The 22,516-nt window shown below is 66.5% G+C and carries 11 protein-coding genes; 5 read left to right on the top strand and 6 right to left on the bottom strand.

Annotated features, from left to right (window positions below; genetic code table 11):
* Positions 1-702, top strand: a 702-nt coding sequence (locus Q0602_RS14060) for a cytochrome c oxidase assembly protein (RefSeq protein ID WP_298844512.1), incomplete at its 5' end; no start/stop codon positions are given.
* A gap of 6 nt (positions 703-708) precedes the next feature.
* Here the strand turns inward: Q0602_RS14060 and Q0602_RS14055 are convergent.
* Entirely contained in the window at positions 709-3,147 is a 2,439-nt protein-coding gene (locus Q0602_RS14055) for a phosphoketolase (RefSeq protein WP_298844510.1), read from the bottom strand.
* Positions 3,148-3,190: 43 nt separating this feature from the next.
* Entirely contained in the window at positions 3,191-4,405 is a 1,215-nt protein-coding gene (locus Q0602_RS14050) for an acetate/propionate family kinase (protein ID WP_298844508.1), read from the bottom strand.
* 471 nt (positions 4,406-4,876) lie between these two features.
* On the opposite strand from Q0602_RS14050, the gene ligD reads away from it, so the two are divergent.
* From ligD to Q0602_RS14035, 3 genes are read left to right on the top strand one after another with little or no spacing between them, the layout of a single operon-like run.
* Entirely contained in the window at positions 4,877-7,615 is a 2,739-nt protein-coding gene (gene ligD, locus Q0602_RS14045) for a DNA ligase D (protein WP_298844506.1), read from the top strand.
* Positions 7,616-7,673: 58 nt separating this feature from the next.
* Positions 7,674-8,447, top strand: coding sequence for a Ku protein (locus Q0602_RS14040; RefSeq protein WP_298844504.1), 774 nt, complete (start codon positions 7,674-7,676; stop codon positions 8,445-8,447).
* A complete protein-coding gene (locus tag Q0602_RS14035; protein ID WP_298844502.1) occupies positions 8,440-9,645 on the top strand; it encodes a Ku protein in 1,206 nt (401 codons plus the stop codon). Before Q0602_RS14040 ends, Q0602_RS14035 begins: the two co-directional genes overlap by 8 nt.
* Before the next feature lie 285 nt (positions 9,646-9,930).
* On the opposite strand, the gene Q0602_RS14030 is transcribed toward Q0602_RS14035, so the two are convergent.
* Positions 9,931-10,125 (bottom strand): hypothetical protein, encoded by a 195-nt coding sequence (locus Q0602_RS14030; protein WP_295034910.1) that lies wholly within the window; start codon positions 10,123-10,125, stop codon positions 9,931-9,933.
* The gene (locus Q0602_RS14025) at positions 10,122-10,373 is read right to left on the bottom strand and encodes a hypothetical protein (protein ID WP_298844500.1); all 252 of its coding nucleotides are present in this window, start codon (positions 10,371-10,373) and stop codon (positions 10,122-10,124) included. Before Q0602_RS14025 ends, Q0602_RS14030 begins: the two co-directional genes overlap by 4 nt.
* A 467-nt stretch (positions 10,374-10,840) precedes the next feature.
* On the opposite strand from Q0602_RS14025, the gene Q0602_RS14020 reads away from it, so the two are divergent.
* Positions 10,841-12,538 (top strand): methyl-accepting chemotaxis protein, encoded by a 1,698-nt coding sequence (locus tag Q0602_RS14020; RefSeq protein WP_298844499.1) that lies wholly within the window; start codon positions 10,841-10,843, stop codon positions 12,536-12,538.
* A gap of 159 nt (positions 12,539-12,697) precedes the next feature.
* On the opposite strand, the gene Q0602_RS14015 is transcribed toward Q0602_RS14020, so the two are convergent.
* Together Q0602_RS14015 and Q0602_RS14010 are read right to left on the bottom strand one after the other, a co-directional pair.
* Complete coding sequence (locus Q0602_RS14015; RefSeq protein WP_298844496.1) at positions 12,698-13,513, bottom strand: transglutaminase family protein; 816 nt, start codon at positions 13,511-13,513, stop codon at positions 12,698-12,700.
* A gap of 88 nt (positions 13,514-13,601) precedes the next feature.
* Positions 13,602-22,454: a glucoamylase family protein gene (locus Q0602_RS14010; RefSeq protein ID WP_298844494.1), complete on the bottom strand. Its 8,853-nt coding sequence runs from the start codon at positions 22,452-22,454 to the stop codon at positions 13,602-13,604.
* Between the last annotated feature and the right edge of the window lie 62 nt (positions 22,455-22,516).

The raw sequence follows: 22,516 nt of genomic DNA, 5'->3' as shown, positions 1-22,516 counted from the left end.
TGGTGGCGAGCGAAGCGGCGCGGCCGGGGCTGGCCGCTGTGGCGGCTGGCCCTCTTCGTGGGCAGCGCGCTGGCGATCGTCGCGGTGATGTCGCCACCATCGATGCAGTGGGCGCACGATGATTTCCGCGGCCATATGGCGGTGCATCTCGTGGCGGGGATGATCGCGCCGCTGGGGCTGGTGATGGCGGCGCCGGCGAGCCTGGCGCTGAAGAACGTGCCCGCGCACTGGGGCAGGCGCTGGGTCAGATTCGTATCCCTGCCTCCCATTCGCGTGTTGAGCCATCCCGTCACGGCGGCGCTGCTCAATATCGGCGGCATGATGGCGCTGTACCTGACCGACCTCTACATCGCGATGCGCCACTCTCCCGGCTTCGCCCTTTGGCTGCACTGGCATTTCGTGGTTGCCGGGTGTCTGTTCAGTTGGGCCATTGCCGGGCCGGACCCGGCGCCGAGACGCCCCTCCCTCGAGTGGCGCTTCGGCGTGCTGGTGGTGTCGATGGCGGCACATGCGACGCTGTCCAAATGGATGGCCCGGTTTCACTTCCCCGCCTCGGTGCCGCTCGATCAGGTCCGGCAGGGCGCGGAATTGATGTTCTACGCCGGGGAGCTGCCGGAAGCGCTGCTGGCCTACCTGCTGGCGCGGCAGTGGGTCCGGTCGCGCTATCGGGAGCCGGCGGGGGCCCGGGGCGTGACGCCGTGACCCCGGTCATGCCCCGGCATGATCCTCCTCGTCCAGCGGCAACTGGACGTTGCCGCCGGTCCAGGTCCACTGGGTGATCTCCGGGATATCGTCGAGATGTTCGCGGATATAGGCGTGGTGCTTCTGCAGCAGCGCCTGCAGGTCGCCGATCAGCGTGGCGGCACTCTCCCTCTGGTCCGGTAAATAGCGCAGGGCATCCAGCGCCAGATGCGCGCGACTCATCTGGTTGAGCACCGTCATGTCGAACGGGGTGGTGGTGGTTCCCTCTTCCTGATAGCCGCGAACGTGGAAGCGCTCGGTCTCGGGGCGATTGTGGATCAACTGGTGCACCACGCCACGGAAGCCGTGAAAGGCGAAGACCACCGGCCGGTCGGCCGTGAACAGCTCGACGAAACGATCCTGGTCGATGCCGTGGGGGTGGTCGAGGCGCAGCGTCATGAGATCGACCACGTTGACCACGCGCACGGCCAGCTCCGGCAGGTAGGTACGCAGGATGTCCACCGCCGCCAGGGTCTCCTGAGTGGCGATATCACCGGCACAGGCCGTCACGATATCCGGATCGCCTTCGCCGTCGTTGCCGGCCCACTCCCAGATGCCGAGACCTTGGCGACAGTGCTCGGCGGCCTCGTCCATGGTCAGGTACTGCAGCTGGGGATGCTTGTCGATCACGATGGCGTTGAGGTGGTCGACACTGTCGAAACAGTGACGGGCGGTGGCCAGTAGCGTGTTGGCATCCGGCGGCAGGTAGATCCTGACCACCTGCGGCTGTTTGCTCAGCAGCGTGTCGATGAACCCCGGCCCCTGGTGGCTGAAGCCGTTGTGGTCATTGCGCCAGCAGGTCGAGGTCAGCAGATAGTTCATCGACGGGACCGAGGCGCGCCACGGCACGTCGCGGGCGTGCTCCAGCCACTTGGCGTGCTGGATCGCCATGGAGTCGATGATCGAGGTGAACGCTTCGTAGCTGGCGAACAGGCCGTAGCGGCCGGTCAGGACATAGCCTTCGAGCCAGCCGTTGCAGTTGTGCTCGCTCAATACCTCGAGCATGCGACCGTCCATGGACAGCTTCTCGTCGTTGTCGTCGAATGGCCCCATGAAGCAGCGATCGGTGGCTTCCAGCACGGCGTCGAGCCGGTTGGACTTGATCTCGTCGGGGCAGAACAGCCGGAAGTTGTGCGGATTGTCGATGTAGATATCGCGCATGAATCGGCCCAGGCGCTCGGTGGAGCCGTGAAGCTCGCGACCCCGCCGCGTCTCGTCGAGCTCGACGGCGTAGTTCGCGAGCGGCCGATAAGCCAGCGCCTGGCGCAACCTGCCACCGTTGGCGTGCGGGTTGGAACCCATACGCCGCTCGCCGGCGGGGCAGAGTGCGGTGATGATCTTTCTGGGCCTGCCCTGTGGATCGAAGAGTTCTTCCGGGCGGTAGGAGCGCATCCACTGTTGCAGCTGCTGCAGGCGTTCGGGATGCGCCTTCAGCCCGCTCATGGGCACCTGGTGGGCACGGAAGGTGCCTTCCACCGGCAACTCGCCCACGGAGACCGGCCCGGTCCAGCCCTTGGGGGTGCGCAGTACGATCATCGGCCAAACCGGACGGCGATCGATGCCTTCGTGGCGTGCTCGTTGCTGAATCTCGTGAATCTGATCGAGCCCCTTGGAAAGCGCCGCCGCGAAGTCGCGATGGACGCTATCCGGCTCGTTGCCCTCGACGAAGATCGGCGCGTAGCCGTGGCCGCGAAAGTAGTGGTCGAGCTCGTCGTCGCTCTTGCGCGCCAGCACCGTCGCCGAGCCGATCTTGTAGCCGTTGAGGTGGAGGATCGGCAACACCGCGCCGTCCCGGGTCGGGTTGAGATAGTTGACGCCTTTCCAGGAGCCCTCCAGCGGGCCGGTTTCCGCCTCGCCGTCGCCCACCACGGCGGCCGCGATCAGCCCGGGGTTGTCGAAGACGGCGCCGAAGGCGTGGGTCAACACATAACCCAGCTCGCCGCCTTCGTGGATCGAACCCGGCGTCGGCACGCTGACGTGGCTGGGCACGCCGCCGGGTGTGGAGAACTGGCGGAACAGTCGCCGCATGCCCTCGGCGTCGCGTGGCACATGCGCGAAATGTTCGCTGTAGCTGTTTTCCAGCCACAGGTTGGCCAGCAGCGCCGGGCCGCCGTGGCCGGGGCCGGCGAGATAGATCACGTCGAGATCGCGACGCTGGATCTGGGCGTTGAGATGGGCATAGATCAGGTTGAGCCCCGGTACCGTACCCCAATGCCCGAGCAGGCGTGGCTTGATGTGGTCGAGCGTCAGCGGTATCTCGAGTAGAGGGTTGTCGGTGAGGTAGATCTGGCCGACGGCGAGATAATTGGCGGCACGCCACCAGTGATCGACCCGCCTCAGCAGCTCCTCGTCCTTGTCGATCGGAAGTCGGCGGATCGTCGTGGATTGGCTCATGGAGGAAGTCATGCGCGTTCTCCTGGAGTAACGGTGGCTGGAACGGTGCCTGGCGCTACGCATGCGCCGACTGCTCCCGATGGAGTCGCCAGGTGTGGCGGGCGATCGTCGCCTCCTCGTCGGTGGGAATGACATGAACGGCGATGGTGCTGTTCCGGGTCGAAATGCGCCCAGGTGCGGCAGCCCGGTTGGCGGAGTCGTCCAGCGCGACCGGCCATAGCGGTGCCAGCCGATCGATGACGGCCGCGCGGATCGGAGCGGCATGCTCGCCAATGCCGGCGGTGAAGACGATGCCGTCGATACCGCCCAGGCTGACTGCCATGCGTGCCATCTCCTGGGCAACGCGGTGGACGAAGAATTCGATCGCCAGATGCGCGCGGGGGGAGTTGCTCTCCAGCAGCGTCTGCATGTCGCTGTCGATGCCGGACACCCCGAGCAACCCGGACTCGTGATAGAGCAACGGCTGGAGCGTCTCGGGGGTAAACCCGAGTTCCTGTTCGAGATGAAGCATCAGCCCCGGATCGATATTCCCCGGGCGCGTGCCCATCGGCAGGCCCTCGAGCGGGGTGAACCCCATGGTGGTGTCGACGCTCCTGCCGGCCTGCAAGGCACACAGGCTGGCCCCATTGCCAAGGTGCGCAACGATGGTGCGACCCTTCGCCAACCGTTCGTCGACATCGTTCAGTCGTCCGGCGATGTACTCGTAGGAGAGACCGTGAAAGCCGAAGCGACGAAGGCCCTGCTCGAAGAAGCGATAGGGTAGGCCGGTCAGCTGGGCCACGATCGGCATCTCGAGGTGGAAACTGGTGTCGAAACAGGCGACCTGCAGCGTCCCGGGCGCGAACCGGCCGACGGCGTCGATCCCCTCCAGATGGTGGGGCTGGTGCAGCGGTGCCATCGGACTCAGCGCCGCGATATCGTCACGCGTGGCGGCGTCGATGATCGTCGGGCGGGGGAAGCGGCTGCCGCCGTGGACGATACGGTGGCCGACCGCCGCCAGTTTCAGCTCGCCGAACTGTTGCGCGAGGGCTTCGTGCAACCGGGCGAAGGCGCTGTCGTGATCCGCGAGGGTGTGGCTGGCCGGCGTCTCGTCGAGAAAATCCGTTCCATCGGCCAGCCTGCCGGACAGATGCGGCGAATCGCCGATCTCCTCGGCCTGAACCCTGGCCACGAATTCGGGCGGCGCCGTCCCATCGAGATGGTACAGCGATAGCTTGATGCTGGAGGAGCCGGCGTTGAGGGCAATGATGCAAGGACGCGCTGCTGCCATGAGGGCATCTCCTTCCGTCACGACGGATGAACTGCCATCGCGACGAACCGACGGCGAGACTGCGATAGGGGCGAATGAGTATCAGCGTGGTCGACCCGAGCCCACCCTTCAAATCAAGAAGGCGCCCAGCCTCGATCTCGGCGCTCTTCTCGGGAGGCGGCACGGCAGTGCCGGGTCCCGCATGGTGCCTCCTGACGCCCGTCACTCTCATAGGTAACTTTCACGGGAGCCGGGGAATGCGTATCGGAGCCGCGTGATGAGCGATGTCGGACTCCCGTAAGTTAGCGGGTTCGAAGGGCGAGGTGACTGATCCAGATTAAAGGAACGAGTGGATTCCGGTTCGCCAGGGAGGAGCTAACAGGGAGAAGCCAAAGCGTATCGCCGACTGACCTGGGTTAATGCTCTGGCGCGGAAAGCGGCGTTGACTAGGCTGAAAACTGTCGATTTGCAGGATCATCGTGGGAGCGACGGATGGCTGATCTCGAGACCTACCGCAACAAGCGTGACTTCTCGCGCTCGCCGGAACCTCGCGGCAAACGCGGCAAGCAGCGTTCGCGGTCGAGTTTCGTGATTCACAAGCATGACGCCAGCCAACTGCACTATGACCTGCGGCTGGAGGAAGACGGCGTGTTGCGCAGCTGGGCGCTGCCGAAGGGGCCCAGTCTCGAGCCCGGCGAGAAGCACCTGGCGGTTCAGGTCGAGGACCACTCGCTCGACTACGGCGATTTCGAGGGGGTGATCCCTGACGGTTACGGTGCCGGAACGGTGATGATCTGGGACCGTGGCGAATGGCGGGTGAACGGCAAGCACGATGACGGCCAGATCGATTTCGAGCTCGACGGCGCCAAGCTCAAGGGGGCCTGGACGCTCAAGCGAATGAGTGGCCGAGGAAGCGGCGGAAAGCGGCAGGATGGCAAGCAGTGGCTGATGATCAAACGCCATGACGACGCCGATTCCCACGTGCCCGACAGCCTGGACGACGTCAGCGTGGCCTCGAACCGGCGCATGACGGAGATCGCCGAAGGGAAGTCCCCATCCTCTTCATCGACAGCGGGTTCGTCATCAGCAGCCCCGTCATCAACCGCCTCGGCGTCGAACTCGTCGTCAAAGAAATCGCCGTCAAAGCACTCGTCGTCGACGAAGTCCCCATCCTCCCGATCCTCGTCGTCAAAACCTTCATCGAAAACCGCGAGCAGGCGCTCGAGCAGTGGTCGCAAGGCCCCGGCCGTCAAGATCGATCCCGGTCAGCTCGAGGGCGCGCGCAAGGCGAACCTCCCCGCTCGGCCTGCGGCGCAGTTGGCGACGCTGGTCGAGGAGGCGCCGGACGATGACGACTGGTTCCACGAGATCAAGTTCGATGGCTACCGCGTTCTGGCGCGGCTCGACCGCGGCAGGGTGAGCCTGCTGACGCGCAACGGTCACGACTGGCGGGACCGGTTTCCGGAGATCGCCGAGGCGATCGAAGCGCTGCCGCTGGAGAAGGTGCTGCTCGACGGCGAGGTCGTCGCGCTGAGACGCGACGGTATCAGCGACTTCCGGCGCCTGCAGGGGGCGCTGAGCGAGGAGAAGACCGCCGGACTGGTGTACCAGATCTTCGATCTGCGTTATCTCGACGGCCTCGGGTTCGAAGGGGTGGCGCTCGACGACGTCGCCCTGCGCGACCGCAAGGCGCTGCTGGCGCAGATCTGTGACGCGGTGAAGATCGGCAACAGTGGCCTGCTGCGCTATACCGATCACATCGAAGGCCAGGGTGCGGCGTTCTACCGGCAGGCGAGTCGCCAGGGTCTGGAGGGCATCGTTTCCAAGCGTGCCGACTCTCCCTATCGTGGCCGCCGCAACCGGGACTGGCTGAAGACCAAGACCGAGTGTCAGGCCGAATTCGTCGTCGGCGGCTACACCGACCCCCAAGGCTCGCGCAGCGGCTTCGGTTCGCTGCTGATCGGCGCCTACGACGACGACGGCAAGCTGCGCTACTGCGGTCGGGTCGGCGCCGGGTTCTCCAACGATCAGCTCGCCGAGTGGCATCGGGAACTGGCGCGCTCGCCGCGCAAGACCTCGCCTTTCGTCGAGCGCGACATTCCCGATCTGGCCAGCAGCCACTGGGTCACGCCCAAGCGCGTGATCGACGTCAATTTCAGCGAATGGACCCAGGATGGTCGCCTGCGCCATCCGCGCTTTCGCGGCCTGCGCGAGGATCGCGATCCCCACGACATTCGGCTGAGCCAGCAACGAGCGACGGAGCCGTCCATGAGCGAGAAAGCGAGTGAACCTTCCCCCGGCAAGCGTTCGACCCGGAGGCGATCCGGTGGCGGCGATGACGAGATCGAGGGCGTCCGGCTGACGCACCCCGATCGGGTGCTGTTCGAGGACCAGGGCATCACCAAGCGGGCGCTGGCCGAATACTATGCCGAGCATGCCGGGTGGATCCTGCCCGGTCTCGCCGAGCGGCCATTGACGCTGCTGCGCTGCCCCGGCGGTGTCGGCGAGGAGTGTTTCGTCCAGAAGCATCCCAGCGAGACCATGCCGGACAGCCTGCCGAGCGTGGCCATCGCCGAAAAATCCGGCAGGCACGACTATCTCTACGCGCGCCGTGTCGCCGACCTGGTGGCGCTGGTCCAGATGGGGACCGTCGAATTTCACCTCTGGAACAGTCGCGTCGACGATCTCGAGCGCCCCGATCAACTGGTGTTCGATCTCGATCCGGCACCGGACTGCAAATGGCAGGCGGTCATCGATGTCGCCGGCGAGCTGCGCCAAACGCTGTCCGAGCTCGGACTCACCGCCTTCCTGCGCACCACCGGCGGCAAGGGCCTGCATCTGGTGGTTCCGCTCAAACCGCATGCCGACTGGGAGACCGCCAAGGGGTTTGCCGAAGCCGTATGTGAACGCTGCGCCGAGCGTCATCCCGACCAGTTGACGCTCAACATGTCCAAGCAGGCTCGCCGCGGCAAGGTGTTCCTCGATTACCTGCGCAACGGCCGTGGCGCCACGGCGGTGGCTTCCTATTCGGTACGCGCCAAGCCCGGCGCGCCGGTGGCGACGCCGATTCGCTGGGAGGAGCTCGGGCCGAAACTGAGTGCCGATCATTATGCGCTGGCCAATCTGCCGCGCCGGCTGGCTTCGCTCAAGCATGATCCGTGGGAGGGCTTCGACGACGCCCGCGAGCGACTGACCAAGAAGCGCTGCCGCGATGCCGGGATGGAGGTGTGATGACCGACGTGACCAGGAGGGCCGCGTGGATGACCGGAACAGCCGAGGGAAGAAAACGATGAGCGCTCGCGCGGTCTGGAAAGGCGTCATCGGCTTTGGCGAGGAGCGGGTGCCGGTCAAGCTCTATACGGCGGTCAGCGACCGCCACGTCCATTTTCGCCTGCTCGACCGGCGTCGGCGTCGTCCCGTGCATCAGGCGATGATCGAGCCCCGAAGCGGGAAGACCGTGTCGCGCGACGACCGGCACAAGGCCGTCGTCGGCAAGCAGGATCGCATCCTGTTCGATACCGACGAGCTCGACGAACTGGCGCCGGCGCCCTCGCGGGATATCGAGGTGATGCACTTCCTGCCTCCAGGGACGATCGATAACCAGTGGTACCGGCGTCCCTACTACCTCGGCCCGGATGGAGACGAAAGCACGTTCGACGCCTTCGCCGCCGCGCTCGCCAGCAGCGGACGGGAAGGCTTGGTCCACTGGGTGATGCGGCACAAGGCCTATGTCGGTGCGCTGCGCGACCACGACGGCCACCCGGTGCTGATCATCTTGCGCCATCTCGACGAAGTCGTCGATGCCGATGCCCTCGATCCCCCCGGCGGTGCCAAGCTGAACGACAGGGAGGTGAAGATGGCGACCGATCTGGTCGAGACGTACGCCGCCGACTTCGAGCCGGCAACCTACCAGGACGAGTATCGTCAGCGACTGGGAGCACTGGTGGAGGCCAAGCGCAGTGGCAAGCGACTCAAGGTCAAACGCCGGCGCCGGCAGGAATCCTCCGACGATATCGCGTCGTCACTCGAGGCCAGCCTGGCCCGGGAGCGCAAGCGTGCCTGAATCGAAGACGACAAAGTCGAAAACATCGAAGTCGGACGAGCGGCATCACCACGATGGAGGTTTTCGCGGGCCGCGACCGTTCTGGTCCGGCACCATCGCCTTCGGGCTGGTCAATCTCCCGGTCGGTCTCTACCCCGCCCAGCATTCGCGTGATATCACGCTGAAAGAGGTCGACGATCAGGGCAGGCCGCTGTCCCGCCGGTTCTTCAGCGAGACCGGGCGCAAGCCGCTCAAGTCGAGCGAGCTGGCCCGGGGCGTCGAGGTCGGCGAGGACCGCTACGCGGTCGTCGAGGATCAGGAGATCGAGGACGCCACGCTCGAGCACCGGCGCGAGATCGAGTTGAGCCGGTTCGTTCCGCTGGACCAGCTCGATCCGCTCTATTTTCGACGTGCCTACTTTCTGGTGCCGGACTCTCGCTCGGCTCGCGGCGATGGCGCGCTCAAGCCTTATCGGCTGCTGGCCGCGGCGATGGAAAATGCCGGGCGGGCGGGAATCGCCACGCTGGTGATGCGGGGACGCGAGGTGCTGGTGGCGATCGTGGCCGAGAACGGCATCCTGCGTGCCGAGGCGCTGCGCTTCCATGACGAACTGCGCACGCCGCGAAGCATCGGCCTGGAGCCGCCGGGTGAGCCGGATGCGAAACGCGAGCGGCGGATCCGGCAGGCGATGGACAAGCTCGACGCCAACCATTTCGACCCCGACGAACTGATCGATCCCCACATCGAAGCGCTCAAGAAACGGGTACGTCAGAAGCGTCGGCGTCATCAGGATGTCGCCCCGGTCGAAGCTACCCGTTCGCGGGATGCGGACCAAGGTAACGAGAGCGAAGAGGGCGCCGAAGTCATCGATCTGATGCAGGTGCTCAAGCGCAGTCTCAAGCGCGGGCGGGTCGAACCGACCCCAAAAGGGGGCCAGGGGAAAGGGGGCGAAGGTAAAGGAGGCGAAGATAAAGGAGGTGAGGGTAAAGGGCGCGCGTCGAAGCGAAAATCCTCGTCGTCCGCCCGTGCTTCCGATACGCAGGACAAGGCTTCCGGTCGCAGCCCGGCATCGAGGAAATCCCGCAGGGCACCCGCCAAGGCCGAACTGACCCGACTCTCCCGTGAAGCGCTCTACCAACTGGCCCAGCAACGCGACCTCGCCGGGCGCAGCGGCATGAACAAGATGCAGTTGATCGAGGCGCTACGACAAGGTGATTAGGCTCCGTACGAAAACTGCCTGCACTCGGCAATACGGCGTTAAAAATCGGCTGGAACGCCAACCCGATCCGTTTTCGCCGATTTCCGCCTAGCTACGCGCCCCGGTCTGGCCTTCGCTCGCCGACTTTTCGTGCAAATCCTAGATCTGGCGGTCGGCAAGGGAATGGCGGTAACACCCACGCCGCTTCAATCCGCCGCCGGTGGCGACGTTTCCTGACCGCCCATCCGACTGCAAAAAAGCCGCCAGAACGGGAAGGCGGCCAGGCAAGTACGATCGAATGCCGGATCAGGCGGCGGAGACGGCCGTGCGATATCGATTGCGGCCCGCGGCGATCAGGGCCTTCTCGAGATCCCGTATCTGGCACTTGTATGCCGAGCAGTTCGCGCAGGTGACGCGCGCCCCCTCCTCCTGCTTGATGGGCAGATGAAACCGATGATGGCCGCAGACGCTGCAGTCGAGGTTCAAGGTGACGGTCATCATGCGGAACGTCTCATTGTTGGCTGTCGCTCCAGCCGGTGGACGCTCTCCCTCGCCATCTGCAGGATCAATCCACGCGACAGGTTCAGCGCATGAAGCGCATAGCTGGGCGAGGCGAGATCGGCCTGGTGGCCGTAGGTATCGATGAATTCACCGCACTCCGTGCAGGTGATCTCATCCCAGTCCCGGGGGCTGTCCGCGGAGACAGCGTGGGTATTGCCACAGCGGGTGCATGAAATGTGGTGTCTCATGGTCATCCCTCCTTGGTAGAGGCTGGCCGTCCTGGCCAGCAAGTCAGGCAGTCCCTGCCCGTTGCGGTTCGACGATCCTTGTCGGTCCGGCCAGCGATCCCTGCTGGCGCTCCGACACTCTGGCATAGCCGTAAAAATTGTACAAGATTGATTTTTGGTACAAGAGTTGTTTGCGATAGGCGACCCGTTCCCGTGGAAGAGGGGGCTGGCATCCCGCAGGCGCATTCACGCCTAATCGATTTTCAATAAAGGTTTTTCTCCTTTTCTATCAGTGTTCTGTATGCCAACGACCTGCAAGGAGCGAGCGAAAAGCGCACCCTTCCCTAAATTAAATTAATTTTATTTGTACAGCGGCCGATAGAGCGTCTCACGGCATGGCGGGAATGATGTTGGTGTTCTCACGCTTGCCGGAGCCAGTTACACCCGCCCGACGGCCAGAGCCGAGGGCATCTATCGGGGGTCTTGCCATGCTGCTACTGAATCGAAGCGTGAAATTTCGCCTGGCCGCGAGCCTGGGCGCCTGTGTCGTCATGTTGTTCGTCGTCGGAGTCGTCGGGCTGTTCGGTCTGAGCTCCACCAACGACGCCCTGGAGCGGACCTACGAAGGTAACGTTCTGACACTGGGGCATCTAAACCGTATCGACCGGGCGCTGCTCGGCAACCGGGTCAAGATTACTGCGGAACAGCGGGATCGCGACCCGGAATCGGCGCGGACGACGCAGCGGGAGGTCGCCGCAAACGACGCCATCATCGATGCGGCTTGGAAAGACTACTATCCCAATCGCATCAGCGGTCCCATCGAGAGGGAGATGGCCGACGCCTTCATCACCTCGCTGGGCAACCTGCGGTCCGCCATTGCCGAGCTCACCACCGCCATGATCGGCAATGATTTCGATCGCGCCCGGGAGATCGCCACGACGACGCTGCGCGAACGCTATTCGGAAACGCTCGGCGACATCCAGCAACTGGTGGACCGCAACAGCGCGCAGGCCGCCGAGGCCTACGAGGGAGCGGTCGCGCTATATGAGTGGGAACGCAAACTCGTCATCGGCACCATGATCGGCGCACTGATCGCGGGCATATTGCTGGCGCTCTGGTTGATCCGCGGCATCATGACCCCGCTGGGTAAAGCCCAGGACCTCGCCAACGCCATGGCCGACGGCAACCTCGACAATCCGATCGATATCACCTGCAAGGACGAGTTCGGCGTGATGCTGCGCTCGCTGAAGGCGATGGAGAGCCAGTTCTCCCATGTCGTCATGAGCGTACGCGGCAATGCCGAATCGGTCAGCACCGCGGCGGACGAAATCGCCCAGGGCACCGACGATCTCAGTCGCCGCACCCAGGAGCAGGCCGCGAGCCTCGAACAGACGGCGGCATCGATGGACGAGATCACCTCGACCGTGCGCCAGAATGCGGAGAACGCCGCCGAAGCCGACAAGCTCGTCCACGACGTGAGCCAGCGAGCCAACGCTGGCGGCGAGGTCGCCGACAAGGCGGTCAAGGCGATGGAGGGGATCAACGCCTCGAGCCGCAAGATCGCCGGTATCGTCGGGTTGATCGACGAGATCGCCTTCCAGACCAACCTGCTGGCGCTCAACGCTTCGGTGGAAGCGGCACGCGCCGGCGAGCAGGGCCGCGGTTTCGCCGTGGTGGCCAGCGAGGTGAGGAATCTTGCCGGGCGGAGTGCCGATGCCGCCAAGGAGATCAAGAAACTGGTGGAGGAGAGCATCGGTCAGGTCGATACCGGTACCGAACTGGTCAATCGCGCGGGCCACGCGCTGGAGGAGATCGTCGAAGGCGTCGCCCGCGTGACCACGCTGGTCGGGGAGATCGCGGTGGCCAGCCGCGAGCAGGCGCAGGGCATCGATCAGATCAACACCGCCGTGTCCCAGATGGATGGAGTGACCCAGCAGAATGCGAGCCTGGTGGAAGAGTCCAGCGCCGCCGGGCGCTCGCTGCAGAGTCAGGCCGCGGCGCTGTTGAGAGAGGTCTCTTTCTTCAAGGGGGCGGCCAGCGGTACTACGCAGGCGTTGCCGTCGGGCTCGGCCACGGCGTCATCCAACGCCTCGGCCATGACGCCGGTGCGGCCTCAGACGCCGGCGCGCCCGCGGGCCAGCACCGCACCGCAGAAAGCCGAAACCGAAGAGTGGACGTCTTTCTGAAAGCAACATTCTGAACGCGATATCCTCGCCAAGCGCCCCCATCGGGGCGCTTTTGGCTTCGCGGATCGTCTGTTCATCCCATCGGCGTCATCGCGTCATTCCCGTTCCCGCCTCCCTGTCCTTTCCCGCCTCTCCGTTCGTTTGTACATCCCTCTCCATTCACGCCTTGGGCGCCAGCTCATAGATCCACACGCTGAAGCCGCCCAGGGTATTGGGGCCGAAGGTATGAGTCAGCGGAACATCGGTGGCATCGCGGCCCTGGGCGATCAGCACGCGGCCGATGCAGGGCGCGTTGTTGCGCGGGTCGAAGGTCCACCAGCGGCCTCCCAGATAGACCTCCATCCAGGCGGCGAAGTCCATGTCGGCGTAGGGCGGCGGCTTGCCGATGTCGCTGATGTAGCCGGTGCAGTAGCGGGCCGGCAGATTCATGCAGCGACAGAGCGTGATGGCGAGATGGGTATAGTCGCGACAGACGCCCACCCCTTCGTGATAGGCCTCGGAAGCCGTGCGCGTGGGTCGCGAGTGCTCGTAGCCGAAGGTGAGGTGCTGGTTGACGAAATCGCAGATCGCCTGGACACGGGCCCAGCCCGGCGGCGTGCCCTGAAACCGCTGCCAGGCGATCTCGCTGAGCAGGTCGGTCTCGCAGTAACGGCTGCCCAGCAGGTACTGCAGCACCTCCGAGGGAAGCTCTTCCACCGGATGCTGGCGGGCATCGAGACCGACGGGATCGTAGCCGCCGTCGTCATGCAGGATCGCATTGGTGCCGAGCGTGAAGGTGCCGGCCGGCGCCACCATGCGGTTGCACCAGTTGCCGAAGCTGTCGCGGTAGCTCGACAGGTTGACCATCGGCGAGGTGATCAGGTGATCCGGGCCTTCCAGGCTGGAGAAGCGTGAATGGTGCACGTTGAGCATGGCGATCATCGGTGTGGGTGCGGCGAACTGATAGATCATTTCGCAACCGAGCTGAATTCTCATGAGCGGTTTCTCCAGGGGGCCGTAATGGCGAGTGTTGGCGCACGGGTGGCCGTCAGGCGCCCCGCGCGGGGCCGGAGTCGGCGGTCGTTCATGATTCGCCGTCGGCGGCAGTGGCCGTCGGTGGCGGGGAGGTTTGCGGGACGGAACCGGGCAGTGCCGGATCGGGGCCGCGCTCGGCGAGACGGAGGATCAGCAGGTGAGGTTCGCCGTCCAGGGTCAGCCACGCTTCGCAAGCGCTGTCGGGCAGCGGCTCTCCATCCAGCGTGGCACCGGCGGGCCGGCCGTCGGAGGGTCGCTCGACGCGGATCATGCAGGCGCTCCCCTCGAGGTTGACGGTGGCATGAAAGCCCGGCCACGCATCGGGAATGCAGGGCGAGACGATCAACCGGCGACCCTCCCGGCGAATCCCCAGGATGCCGGCCACGCCGGCCTGGTACATCCAGCCGGCGGAGCCGGTGTACCAGGTCCAGCCGCCGCGTCCGACGTGAGGCGGCTCGGAGTAGACATCGGCGGCGATCACGTAGGGTTCGACGCGGTAGCGCGCCACCTCTTCCGGTGTCAGGGCGTGGTTGATCGGGTTGAGCAGCGAGAACAACCTGTAGGCTTGGTCGGCCTGGCCCAGCTTGACGAACGCCAGGATCGACCACATCGCGGCATGGGTGTACTGCCCGCCGTTCTCCCGCAGCCCCGCCGGATAGCCCTTGATGTAGCCGGGCTCCATTGCGGTCCGGTCGAACGCCGGCGTGAACAGCAGCGCCAGTCGCTCCTCGGGGCGGATCAGGTGGCGTGACACCGACGCCATGGCCTGGGCGGCGCGCTCGGGGTCGGCACCTTCCGACAGCACCGCCCACGACTGCGCGATGGCGTCGATCCGGCAGGCGTCGTTGTCGTGGGTGCCGAGCCACCGGCCATCGTCGAAAGTGGCGCGGCGGTACCATTGACCGTCCCAGGCCTCGCTCTCCAGCGCCTGGCGCAGCGTCTCGGCGCGTTCCCGCCAGCGCTGGGCGCGGGCCCGCGCTTCCGGCGCGTCGCGGGTGTCGGCCAGCGGCGCGAACAGCAGCAGCGTGCGCAGCAGCAGCCAGCCCAGCCACACGCTCTCGCCGCGACCCGCTTCGCCGATACGATTGAAGCCATCGTTCCAGTCACCGGTCCCGATCAGTGGCAGGCCGTGCTCGCCGAACCGCTCGAGAGCCTGGTCCAGGGCGCGGGCGCAGTGCTCGAACAGCGACGCCGCCTCGTCGGCCGTCAGCGGTTGGGCGAAGTCGTCATGGGCCTCCGGCGCCAGCGGCGGCCCCTCCAGGAAAGCGACCCGCTCGTCCAGCACCGCGGGGTCGTCCGTTGCCTGAATGTAAGTCGCGGCGGCAAACGCGAGCCACACCCGGTCGTCGGAGATCCGGGTGCGCACGCCCTGGCCGGAGTGCGGCAGCCACCAGTGCTGTACGTCGCCCTCGACGAACTGGCGACCGGCGGCGCGCAGCAGGTGATGTCGCGCCAGCGCCGGCATGGCGAAGGTGAGCGCCATGCCATCCTGCAGCTGGTCGCGGAAACCGTAGGCGCCGCTGGCCTGGTAGAACGCCGAGCGCGCCACGATGCGACAGGCCAGGGTCTGGTAGGTCAGCCAGCCGTTGAGCATCAGGTCCATGGCCGGGTCCGGCGTGCTGATCTGCAAGGCCCCATGCAGCGTCTGCCAGTAGGCTTCGACCTCGTCCAGCTTGGCGTCGAGATCGGTGCGTCGATAGCGCGTTATCAACTCCCGGGCGGCCTCGTCGTCGCTGGCCTGGCCCATGAACGCCACGATTTCGACCGTCTCCCCGGGGGCCAGCGTCAGTTCGCACTGCTGCACCGTGCAAGGGTCACGCCCCGCCCCGACGCTTGCCGACAGCGGGCGCATTTTGGTTAGCGCCTCCGGCGCGGCCAGCGAGCCTCGGCCGAGGAACTCGCGGCGGTCGGCGGTCCAGCCACTCTGGCGGCCGTCCAGGTCGACGAATCCGACTCGTCCCGGGAAGGCCTGGTTCCACGGGTTTTGCATCAACAGCGCGCCGGTGACGGGATCGTGGCGGGAGATCAGGAACGGTGCGGTCCTGGCCCGCGACGTGCCCATCACCCAGGCGGTGTAGGCGGTCACCATCAGCCGGCGGGGGGTCGCGGTGCGATTTTCCAGTGTCAGCCGCGATATCTTGATCGGGTCGTTCAACGGCACGTACTGCAGCAGCACCATGGATAGCTGGGGCGTGTCGTGCTCAAAACGGGTGTAGCCGAAACCGTGACGGGCGACATGGCGGGCCTGATGTCCGGGGCGCGTGGGACATGGGCGAGCGGTGACGGTGGTCAGCGCGCCGCTGTCGGCATCCTGGACGTAGATCACCTCGCCGGGCAGGTCGCTGACCGGATCGTTGGACCATGGCGTCAATTGGTTCTCGCGGCTGTTGTCCGCCCAGGTATAGCCACCGCCCTCCGCCGAGACCTGAAAACCGAAACCGGCGTTGGCGATGACGTTGATCCAGGGCTGCGGTGTGGTATCGCCATTGTCGAGCACGCAGACGTACTCGCGTCCGTCACGGTCGAAGCCGCCGGTACCGTTGAAGAAGACCAGATCCCCCAGCGGCGGGCGCGAGGAGGGGGCCACCGCCGGTCGCGGTGGCGCGGCCGGCGTGTCGGGTTTGCCGTTGGGCACGACGGTCGGGTGCGCCAGGGGGTCACGATGGACGTCGAGGGACGGGACCTCGGCCCTGGGTGCGCCGGACCCGAGCTTCTCGGCCCGGGGAAGCGCGCCGGCGGCGGGCCTGGGCGAGGGCGGCGCCAGCAGCGCGTCGAGCTGGGCGGTGAGCGCGCCCTTGCGCGCCGTCAGCACCACCCGGGCCACGGCCAGCAGCAGCTCCTGGCTGGCCAGGTTCAACTGGTTGGCTCTCAAGGTGTAGACCGAGCCCAGCGCCAGGTCGCCATCGACATGGGGGGGCGGTCGGTTGGCGCGGACGGCCGACTCGATCGCCTCCTGCAACTCCTCCAGATAGGAGTGGGCGCGATCGTTGAGCACCACCAGATCGACGCCGAGCCCTTTGGCCCGCCAGTATTCGTGGGCACGCAGCAGCGTCTTCAGCCAGGCCACCTCCTCGATTTCGCCGAGACGCAGCAGCACGATCGGCAGGTCGCCGGAGATCCCCATCGGCCAGAGGTTGGACTGCATCGCCAGCCCGCGCTCGAGCGCCTCGGAGGAGGAGCGGAAGCGGGCATCGCTGTAGAGGATCGGCGCCGCCAGGCGCTGGAAATCGGCGGCCTCCTCCAGCTCGATGTCGAGATGGCGCAGCTGCACCTGGGCCTGGGTCCAGGCCAGGGTGCGGGCGCGTTCGAAGGCGCTGGTGTCGTGATGCATGTCGATCAGTGCCAGCATCGATTCGCGGCTCTCGGCGACCACCGTCCAGAAATCGACGTGGGCGACGTGCCCAGGCGTGATGTGCAGCACGTAGCGCAGCGAGAAGATCGGATCCAGCACCACCCCGGTGGTGTTCGACAGCGGCTGGCCGGCGAGCGCCAGGGCATCGCCGAGCTGACGCCCCCGGCCCAGGAAGCGTGCGCGATCCGTCTCGTACTGCGGCGCTTCGCACTCCCCCTTGACCACCGCGAAGTGTGCCGCCCAGATCGGCGTTTCGTTGGCGTCCCGGCGGCGTCGGGTCGCGGTCAGGGCGGCGTAGTCGGCGACGAAATCGGTCTCGACGAACAGTTTGGCGAAGGCCGGGTGGGCATCGTCGGTGGGCGGCTGGGTCAGCACCACCTCGGCGTAGGAGGTCAGCTCGATGGTCACCGCATGGCGACCGCCGTTGGTGACCGAGACACGTCGTACCTCTCCATCGTCCTCACCGGAGACCAGCACCTCGAGGGTGGTGGTGATCTCACCGTCGCGACGGGTGAAACGGGCGTGATCCTCGGCGAAGACCACCTCTCGCCAGTCGGCTACCTTGGCCAGCGGGTGCGCGCCAGCGGACCAGCGCACGTTGCTCTCCCGGTCGCGCAGCAGGATGAAGCTGCCCCAGTCGTCGCTGGTGGCGTCCTCGCGCCAGCGGGTGATCGCCTGGCGCTGCCAGCGACTGAAGCCGGCGCCGGCGGCGGTCAGCATCACGTTGTAGCGTCCATTGGAGAGCAGGTGGGTCACCGGAGGCGCCGAGGAGGGCTCTCCGACGTGCCGTCGCACCGCTGCCGCCGCCGCTGTGGCGGCGCCGCTCGACGGCGCGGCGTGCCGGGCATCGTTGGGAGATGGCAGGGTCGCGACCTCCCGTGGCAGGCGCTCGTGCAGCAGCAGCTCGCTGGCCTGGATGATCGGCTCGCTATGGAAGTGGCTGCGCAGCCGTCCCTCGAGCAGGCTGTTGGCGATGGCGGCGATGGTCATCCCCTGGTGGTGGGCCATGACGTTGCGCACGATGACGAAGGTCCGGTCGATCGGCAGCCGCGTCGGGGTGAAGTCGATCGCCTCGAAGAAGCCGAAGTGGCTCTCCGCCTCCATCGTTTGCAGGCGGGCGAAGTTCTCCAGCGCGGCCTGCGGCGCGACCATGGTCGCCAGTGCGGTGGCATAGGGGGCGATGACCAGGTTGTCGCCGAGCCCCCGCTTGAGCCCCAGTTCCGGCACGCCGAAGTTGGAGTACTGATAGGTGAAGTCGATGTCCCGCGCGTTGTAGGCGGATTCCGAGATACCCCAGGGGATGTCATGGCGCCTGGCATACAGGCGCTGGCTGGCCACGACCAGCCGGTTGGTCTGCTCCAGCAGGCTGCCGAACGGTGCGCGCATGACCAGCGAGGGCATCAGGTACTCGAACATCGAGCCCGACCACGAGATCAGCGCGACGCCCTCTTTCAGCGGTGTCACCGCCCGGCCCAGGCGGAACCAGTGGCGGGTGGGCAGGTCGCCCTTGGCGATCGCCAGCAGGCTCGCCAGGCGCGCCTCGGAAGCGAGCAGGTCGTAGCAGCCTTCGTCGACCCGATCCTCCTGGGGGGCGTAACCGATCGACATCAGCTTGCGCTCCGGCACCAGCAGGAAGTGGAAATCCATCTCCAGTGCGAGCCGCCGCGATTGCGTCGCCAGCATTTGAAGGCGCCGGGCCAGGGTGGCCTCGGGTGCGGCCTCCGCAGCATCGCCCGAGGCGGCGGCCTGGGCCAGGGGCGCCGTGTCCTCGGCGTCGCGTCGGTGTTCGTCGAGGCAGTGCTGCAGGATCAGCATCCAGCGCTGCGGCGAGACCTCCCCGGTCGCCTCGTCGGCCTCCGAGGGGGCGTCGGGTTGCGTTCCCAGCAGCTGCTGGCAGGTAGCGATCGACTGACGTAGGGCATCGCAATACTCGATGCCGTAGCCGATCGCTTCGAGATGGGAGGAGAGCGAATCCAGCTCGTCGAGCAGGGCCGTCCGCGTCTCGGCGTCGAGCGACTCGGTGGCGGCGATGTCCTCGCGGCACAGCAGCAGGGTATCGGCGAGGCCGTTGCGCGGGTCGAGGACATGCGGGTGGGCGATCCAGGCGTCGCAGGCGTTGGCCAGCGTGATCAGGTGGCCTGCCAGGTTGCCGCTGTCGACCGTGGAGACGTAGAGCGGATCGAGCGGCGCCAGTGTCCGGGTGTCGTACCAGTTGTAGAAATGGCCCTTGCAGCGCTCCAGCACGAGCAGCGTGGCCATCGTGGCCTCGAGTCGCTCCACGGCGCGATGGGTGCCGATCCAGGCGAAATCCCGCGCGGCGACGCACGCCAGCAGGTAGAGGCCGATGTTGGTGGGCGAGGTGCGCTGGGCGATGACCGGTTTGGGGTCGAACTGGAAATTGTCCGGTGGCAGCGCGTGGGAGTCCGCGGTCACGAAGGTGTCGAAGAATTGCCAGGTGCGTCGGGCGATGCGTCGCAACGCCTGCGCCTGGGGTGGCGATAGACGCAGGTTGTCGGTGGTGTCGGTGGGGGCGCGGCTGGTCCAGAGCGCGATCAGCGGGGCGACCAGCCACAGCACCAGCAGCGGCAGGATGACGATCCAGGCCGGTGGCTCGACGATCGCCAGAATCAGCGCCAGCGCCAGGCTCAGCAGCGTGCCGCCGGCCATTTCGCGGCCGAAGCCGGCCGCGCCGAGACGTTCGTTGCCGGCCAGCTGTGACGCCGTCGTCCACTCCAGTAGATGGCGCTGGGAGACGTAGACGCGAAAGAGCGTGCGGAGGATGGCATCGCCCATCTGCCACGCCTGATCCGCCAGCAGGGTCAGGCTCAGCAGGCAGCGCCCCATCTCGGTTCGCAGGTCCCGGGCCAGTGTCCGCCAGTGATGGCGCCAGTTGCCGTCGCGGCGATGGGGCACGAGCGCCGAGACGACAGGGATCAGCGCGGGAATGATCAGGCAGGCCAGCGTCAGTGCCAGGGCGGTCAGTGCGGCCGACATCGGTAGCCAGGCACAGATCATCAGCGCGCCGAACAGGCTCGGCGCCAGCAGCGACCGGCGCAGGTTGTCGGCGATCTTCCAGCAGCCGACGGCGGTCAGCGCCTGGCGGTCCGAACGCTTCCCCCAGAACCAGGGCAGTAGCTGCCAGTCACCCCGTGTCCAGCGGTGCTGGCGTCTGGAGGCGACGTCGTAACGCTCCGGGTAGGCTTCGACGACTTCGACATCCGAAGCGAGACCGGCCCGCGCGAAGATGCCCTCCAGCAGGTCGTGGCTGAGCAGGCTGTTCTCGGGAATCCGGCCCACCAGCGAGCGCTCGTAGGCGTCCACGGCGTAGATACCCTTGCCCGCGAACGACCCCTCGCCGAACAGGTCCTGATAGAGATCCGACACCGCGGCGGTGTAGACGTCCATGCCGCCGGGGGCGGAAAACAGCCGCTGGTAGCGCGAGCCCTGCCGACCGATGGGCAGCGAGGGCGTCACCCGGGGCTGGAGAATGGCGTGGCCGCGAACGACCCGATCGCTGGGCCCGAAAACCGGCTGATTGAGCGGGTGCGCCATCTTGCCGACCAGCCTGGCGATGGTGTCGCGAGGCAGGCGGGTGTCGCTATCCAGCGTGACCACGTAGCGCACGCCGGGCGGCACCCAGGGCGTGTGGCCATCGACGGAGATATAGGAGGTATCGTCGGCGCCACGCAGCAGGCGGTTGAGCTCGGTCAATTTGCCGCGCTTGCGCTCCCAGCCCATCCAGCAGCCCTCGCTGGCATTGTAGAGCCGGCGGCGATAGAGCAGCAGGAAGCGCGGGCCTGCCGGGCCGTTGCCATGACGCTGGTTGAGGCGCGCCATGGCGTCCACCGCACTGGCCAGCAGGATGTCGTCGCTGGCGAGTTCGGCGGTATTGGCATCGCGCCCGTCCAGCAGCAGGGCGAAGGTCAGGTCGCCGCCGGTGCCGGAGAGATAGTGCACTTCCAGGCGCTCGATCAGTTCACGCAGCGCGACCGATTCGGTCAGCATGGCCGGTACCACGACCAGCGTTCTGAGCGTCGTGGGAACGCCCTCCTCGAGTGCCAGGCCGGGCAGCGCCTCGCCGCCGACACCTTCACCCAGGGCGCGGTTGGCCAGTGCCGTCGCCACCTCGTAGGCGGGCAGGAAGATCAGTACCAGCCATGGCAGTTGCCACATCGGCGCCAGCCCGGCCGCCCCCAGCGCCCACACGGCAAGTCCCAGCAGCAGCAGTGTGATCAGGCTGGTGGCGCAGGCGTAGCCGGCCAGCCCCAGCTTCAGCACGGCCCGGCGAACCCGCAGCGCCAGGGGCGGGCGGAAGCCCAGCGACCGCTCCAGTTCGCGACGACCGTCGGCAATCAGGTAATACCCCGGATCGGTGCGTTGTTCCGCGTCGGCCGGCTGGCAATCCGGGGCAAGCTCGGCCTGCGCGGCGGCAAGCGCCTGCTCGGTCACCAGCAGTTCGTCCCGGTGCGAGCCCCGGGCCAGTTGCTCGATGGCGTTGCGGTAGCGGTCGCGGGTGGCGAAGTCCATCTCCGCGAAGCGGCTGTCCGCGCGCAGGCGCCGGTCGACCAGGCTGACCTGCTCGACCAGGGTTGCCCAGTCGAAATCGGCGATGTGGCGCAGGCTGGTGATCACGTTGCGGACGCTGACGTTGGACGCGCCCTGGCGTTGATGGGCGTTGTGCACCACGGCGGCGGTCGATGTGCCCTGGCGGGCGAACTCCTGCTCCAGCCAGACCAGCGCCGGCACCTTGCCGGGATCCTGATCCTTGAGGCGCTTGACCATCTGGGCGTAGAAGTGGGCGGCAAAGGGGTCGGTGATGTCGAGATGGGCGTAAGCCTGCAGCGAATGGCCATCGGCCTCCCGTCGCAGCAGGCTTTCGCACAGGATATCGGCCTCGTCCCGGGCTTCCCGCGCACGGATGATCTGGTCCGAGAGTCGGCGCAGGTTCTCCACCAGCACCAGGCGCAGACTGATGGCGATCGCCCACAATTCGCCGATGGTCAGCGCTTCGATACGCTGGTAGGCGTTGATGAACCGGGACAGGGTGAGGGGATCGAAATGGCTGTCGGTATGGGCGACGTAGGCCCAGGTCAGGCCGAGCACGCGCGGGTAGCCGGCGAAGGGACCGTCGGCCAGCTTGGGCAACTGGCGGTAGTAACCCGGCGGCAGATCCTCCCCGATGTCGCTGACGTGTTTCTCGACATGGTGGTAGTGGTCGAGCAGCCACTCCGCGGCTGGCACGATGCTGCGGCGCTGGGCGACTTCGTTGGCAATGCTGCGATAAGCGGCGCCCAGTGCCACCGTGTTGTCGTGCAGTCGTCGATGCAGGGGCAGTACCGCTGGCGGATGCAGGGTGATCGGCTGTGCCAGCGCGAGGCTCTGGGCGTGCTGCTCGAGCCGTTCCGGGCCGAAGAGCTCTTCGCGGACCGGCGTCCTGGCATCCCAGGGGGGAGGCGGGTTGGCACTGGCGTCGTCTCGACGCCACCAGGCGTTCATGGCCTGCCCCCGTGCGACGAGGGGCGGGGAGGAGCGATCGGCAAATCGTTGCATCGATGCATTGGTGATCTCCTGCCGCCGACCGAGGGGATCAGGACCCGGATCGAGGCGGTAAC

Source organism: uncultured Salinicola sp., assembly GCF_937921195.1.
Lineage (GTDB): Bacteria > Pseudomonadota > Gammaproteobacteria > Pseudomonadales > Halomonadaceae > Salinicola.
This window is presented reverse-complemented; position numbering and strand designations above follow the sequence as displayed.

What these genes read in the sequence shown, in the direction of transcription:
- Q0602_RS14010 (WP_298844494.1), bottom strand. Translation starts at nt 22,454, where the DNA reads ATGCAACGATTTGCCGATCGCTCCTCCCCGCCCCTCGTCGCACGGGGG.
- Q0602_RS14050 (WP_298844508.1), bottom strand. Translation starts at nt 4,405, where the DNA reads ATGGCAGCAGCGCGTCCTTGCATCATTGCCCTCAACGCCGGCTCCTCC.
- Q0602_RS14015 (WP_298844496.1), bottom strand. Translation starts at nt 13,513, where the DNA reads ATGAGAATTCAGCTCGGTTGCGAAATGATCTATCAGTTCGCCGCACCC.
- ligD (WP_298844506.1), top strand. Translation starts at nt 4,877, where the DNA reads ATGGCTGATCTCGAGACCTACCGCAACAAGCGTGACTTCTCGCGCTCG.
- Q0602_RS14030 (WP_295034910.1), bottom strand. Translation starts at nt 10,125, where the DNA reads ATGATGACCGTCACCTTGAACCTCGACTGCAGCGTCTGCGGCCATCAT.
- Q0602_RS14020 (WP_298844499.1), top strand. Translation starts at nt 10,841, where the DNA reads ATGCTGCTACTGAATCGAAGCGTGAAATTTCGCCTGGCCGCGAGCCTG.
- Q0602_RS14040 (WP_298844504.1), top strand. Translation starts at nt 7,674, where the DNA reads ATGAGCGCTCGCGCGGTCTGGAAAGGCGTCATCGGCTTTGGCGAGGAG.
- Q0602_RS14025 (WP_298844500.1), bottom strand. Translation starts at nt 10,373, where the DNA reads ATGAGACACCACATTTCATGCACCCGCTGTGGCAATACCCACGCTGTC.
- Q0602_RS14055 (WP_298844510.1), bottom strand. Translation starts at nt 3,147, where the DNA reads ATGACTTCCTCCATGAGCCAATCCACGACGATCCGCCGACTTCCGATC.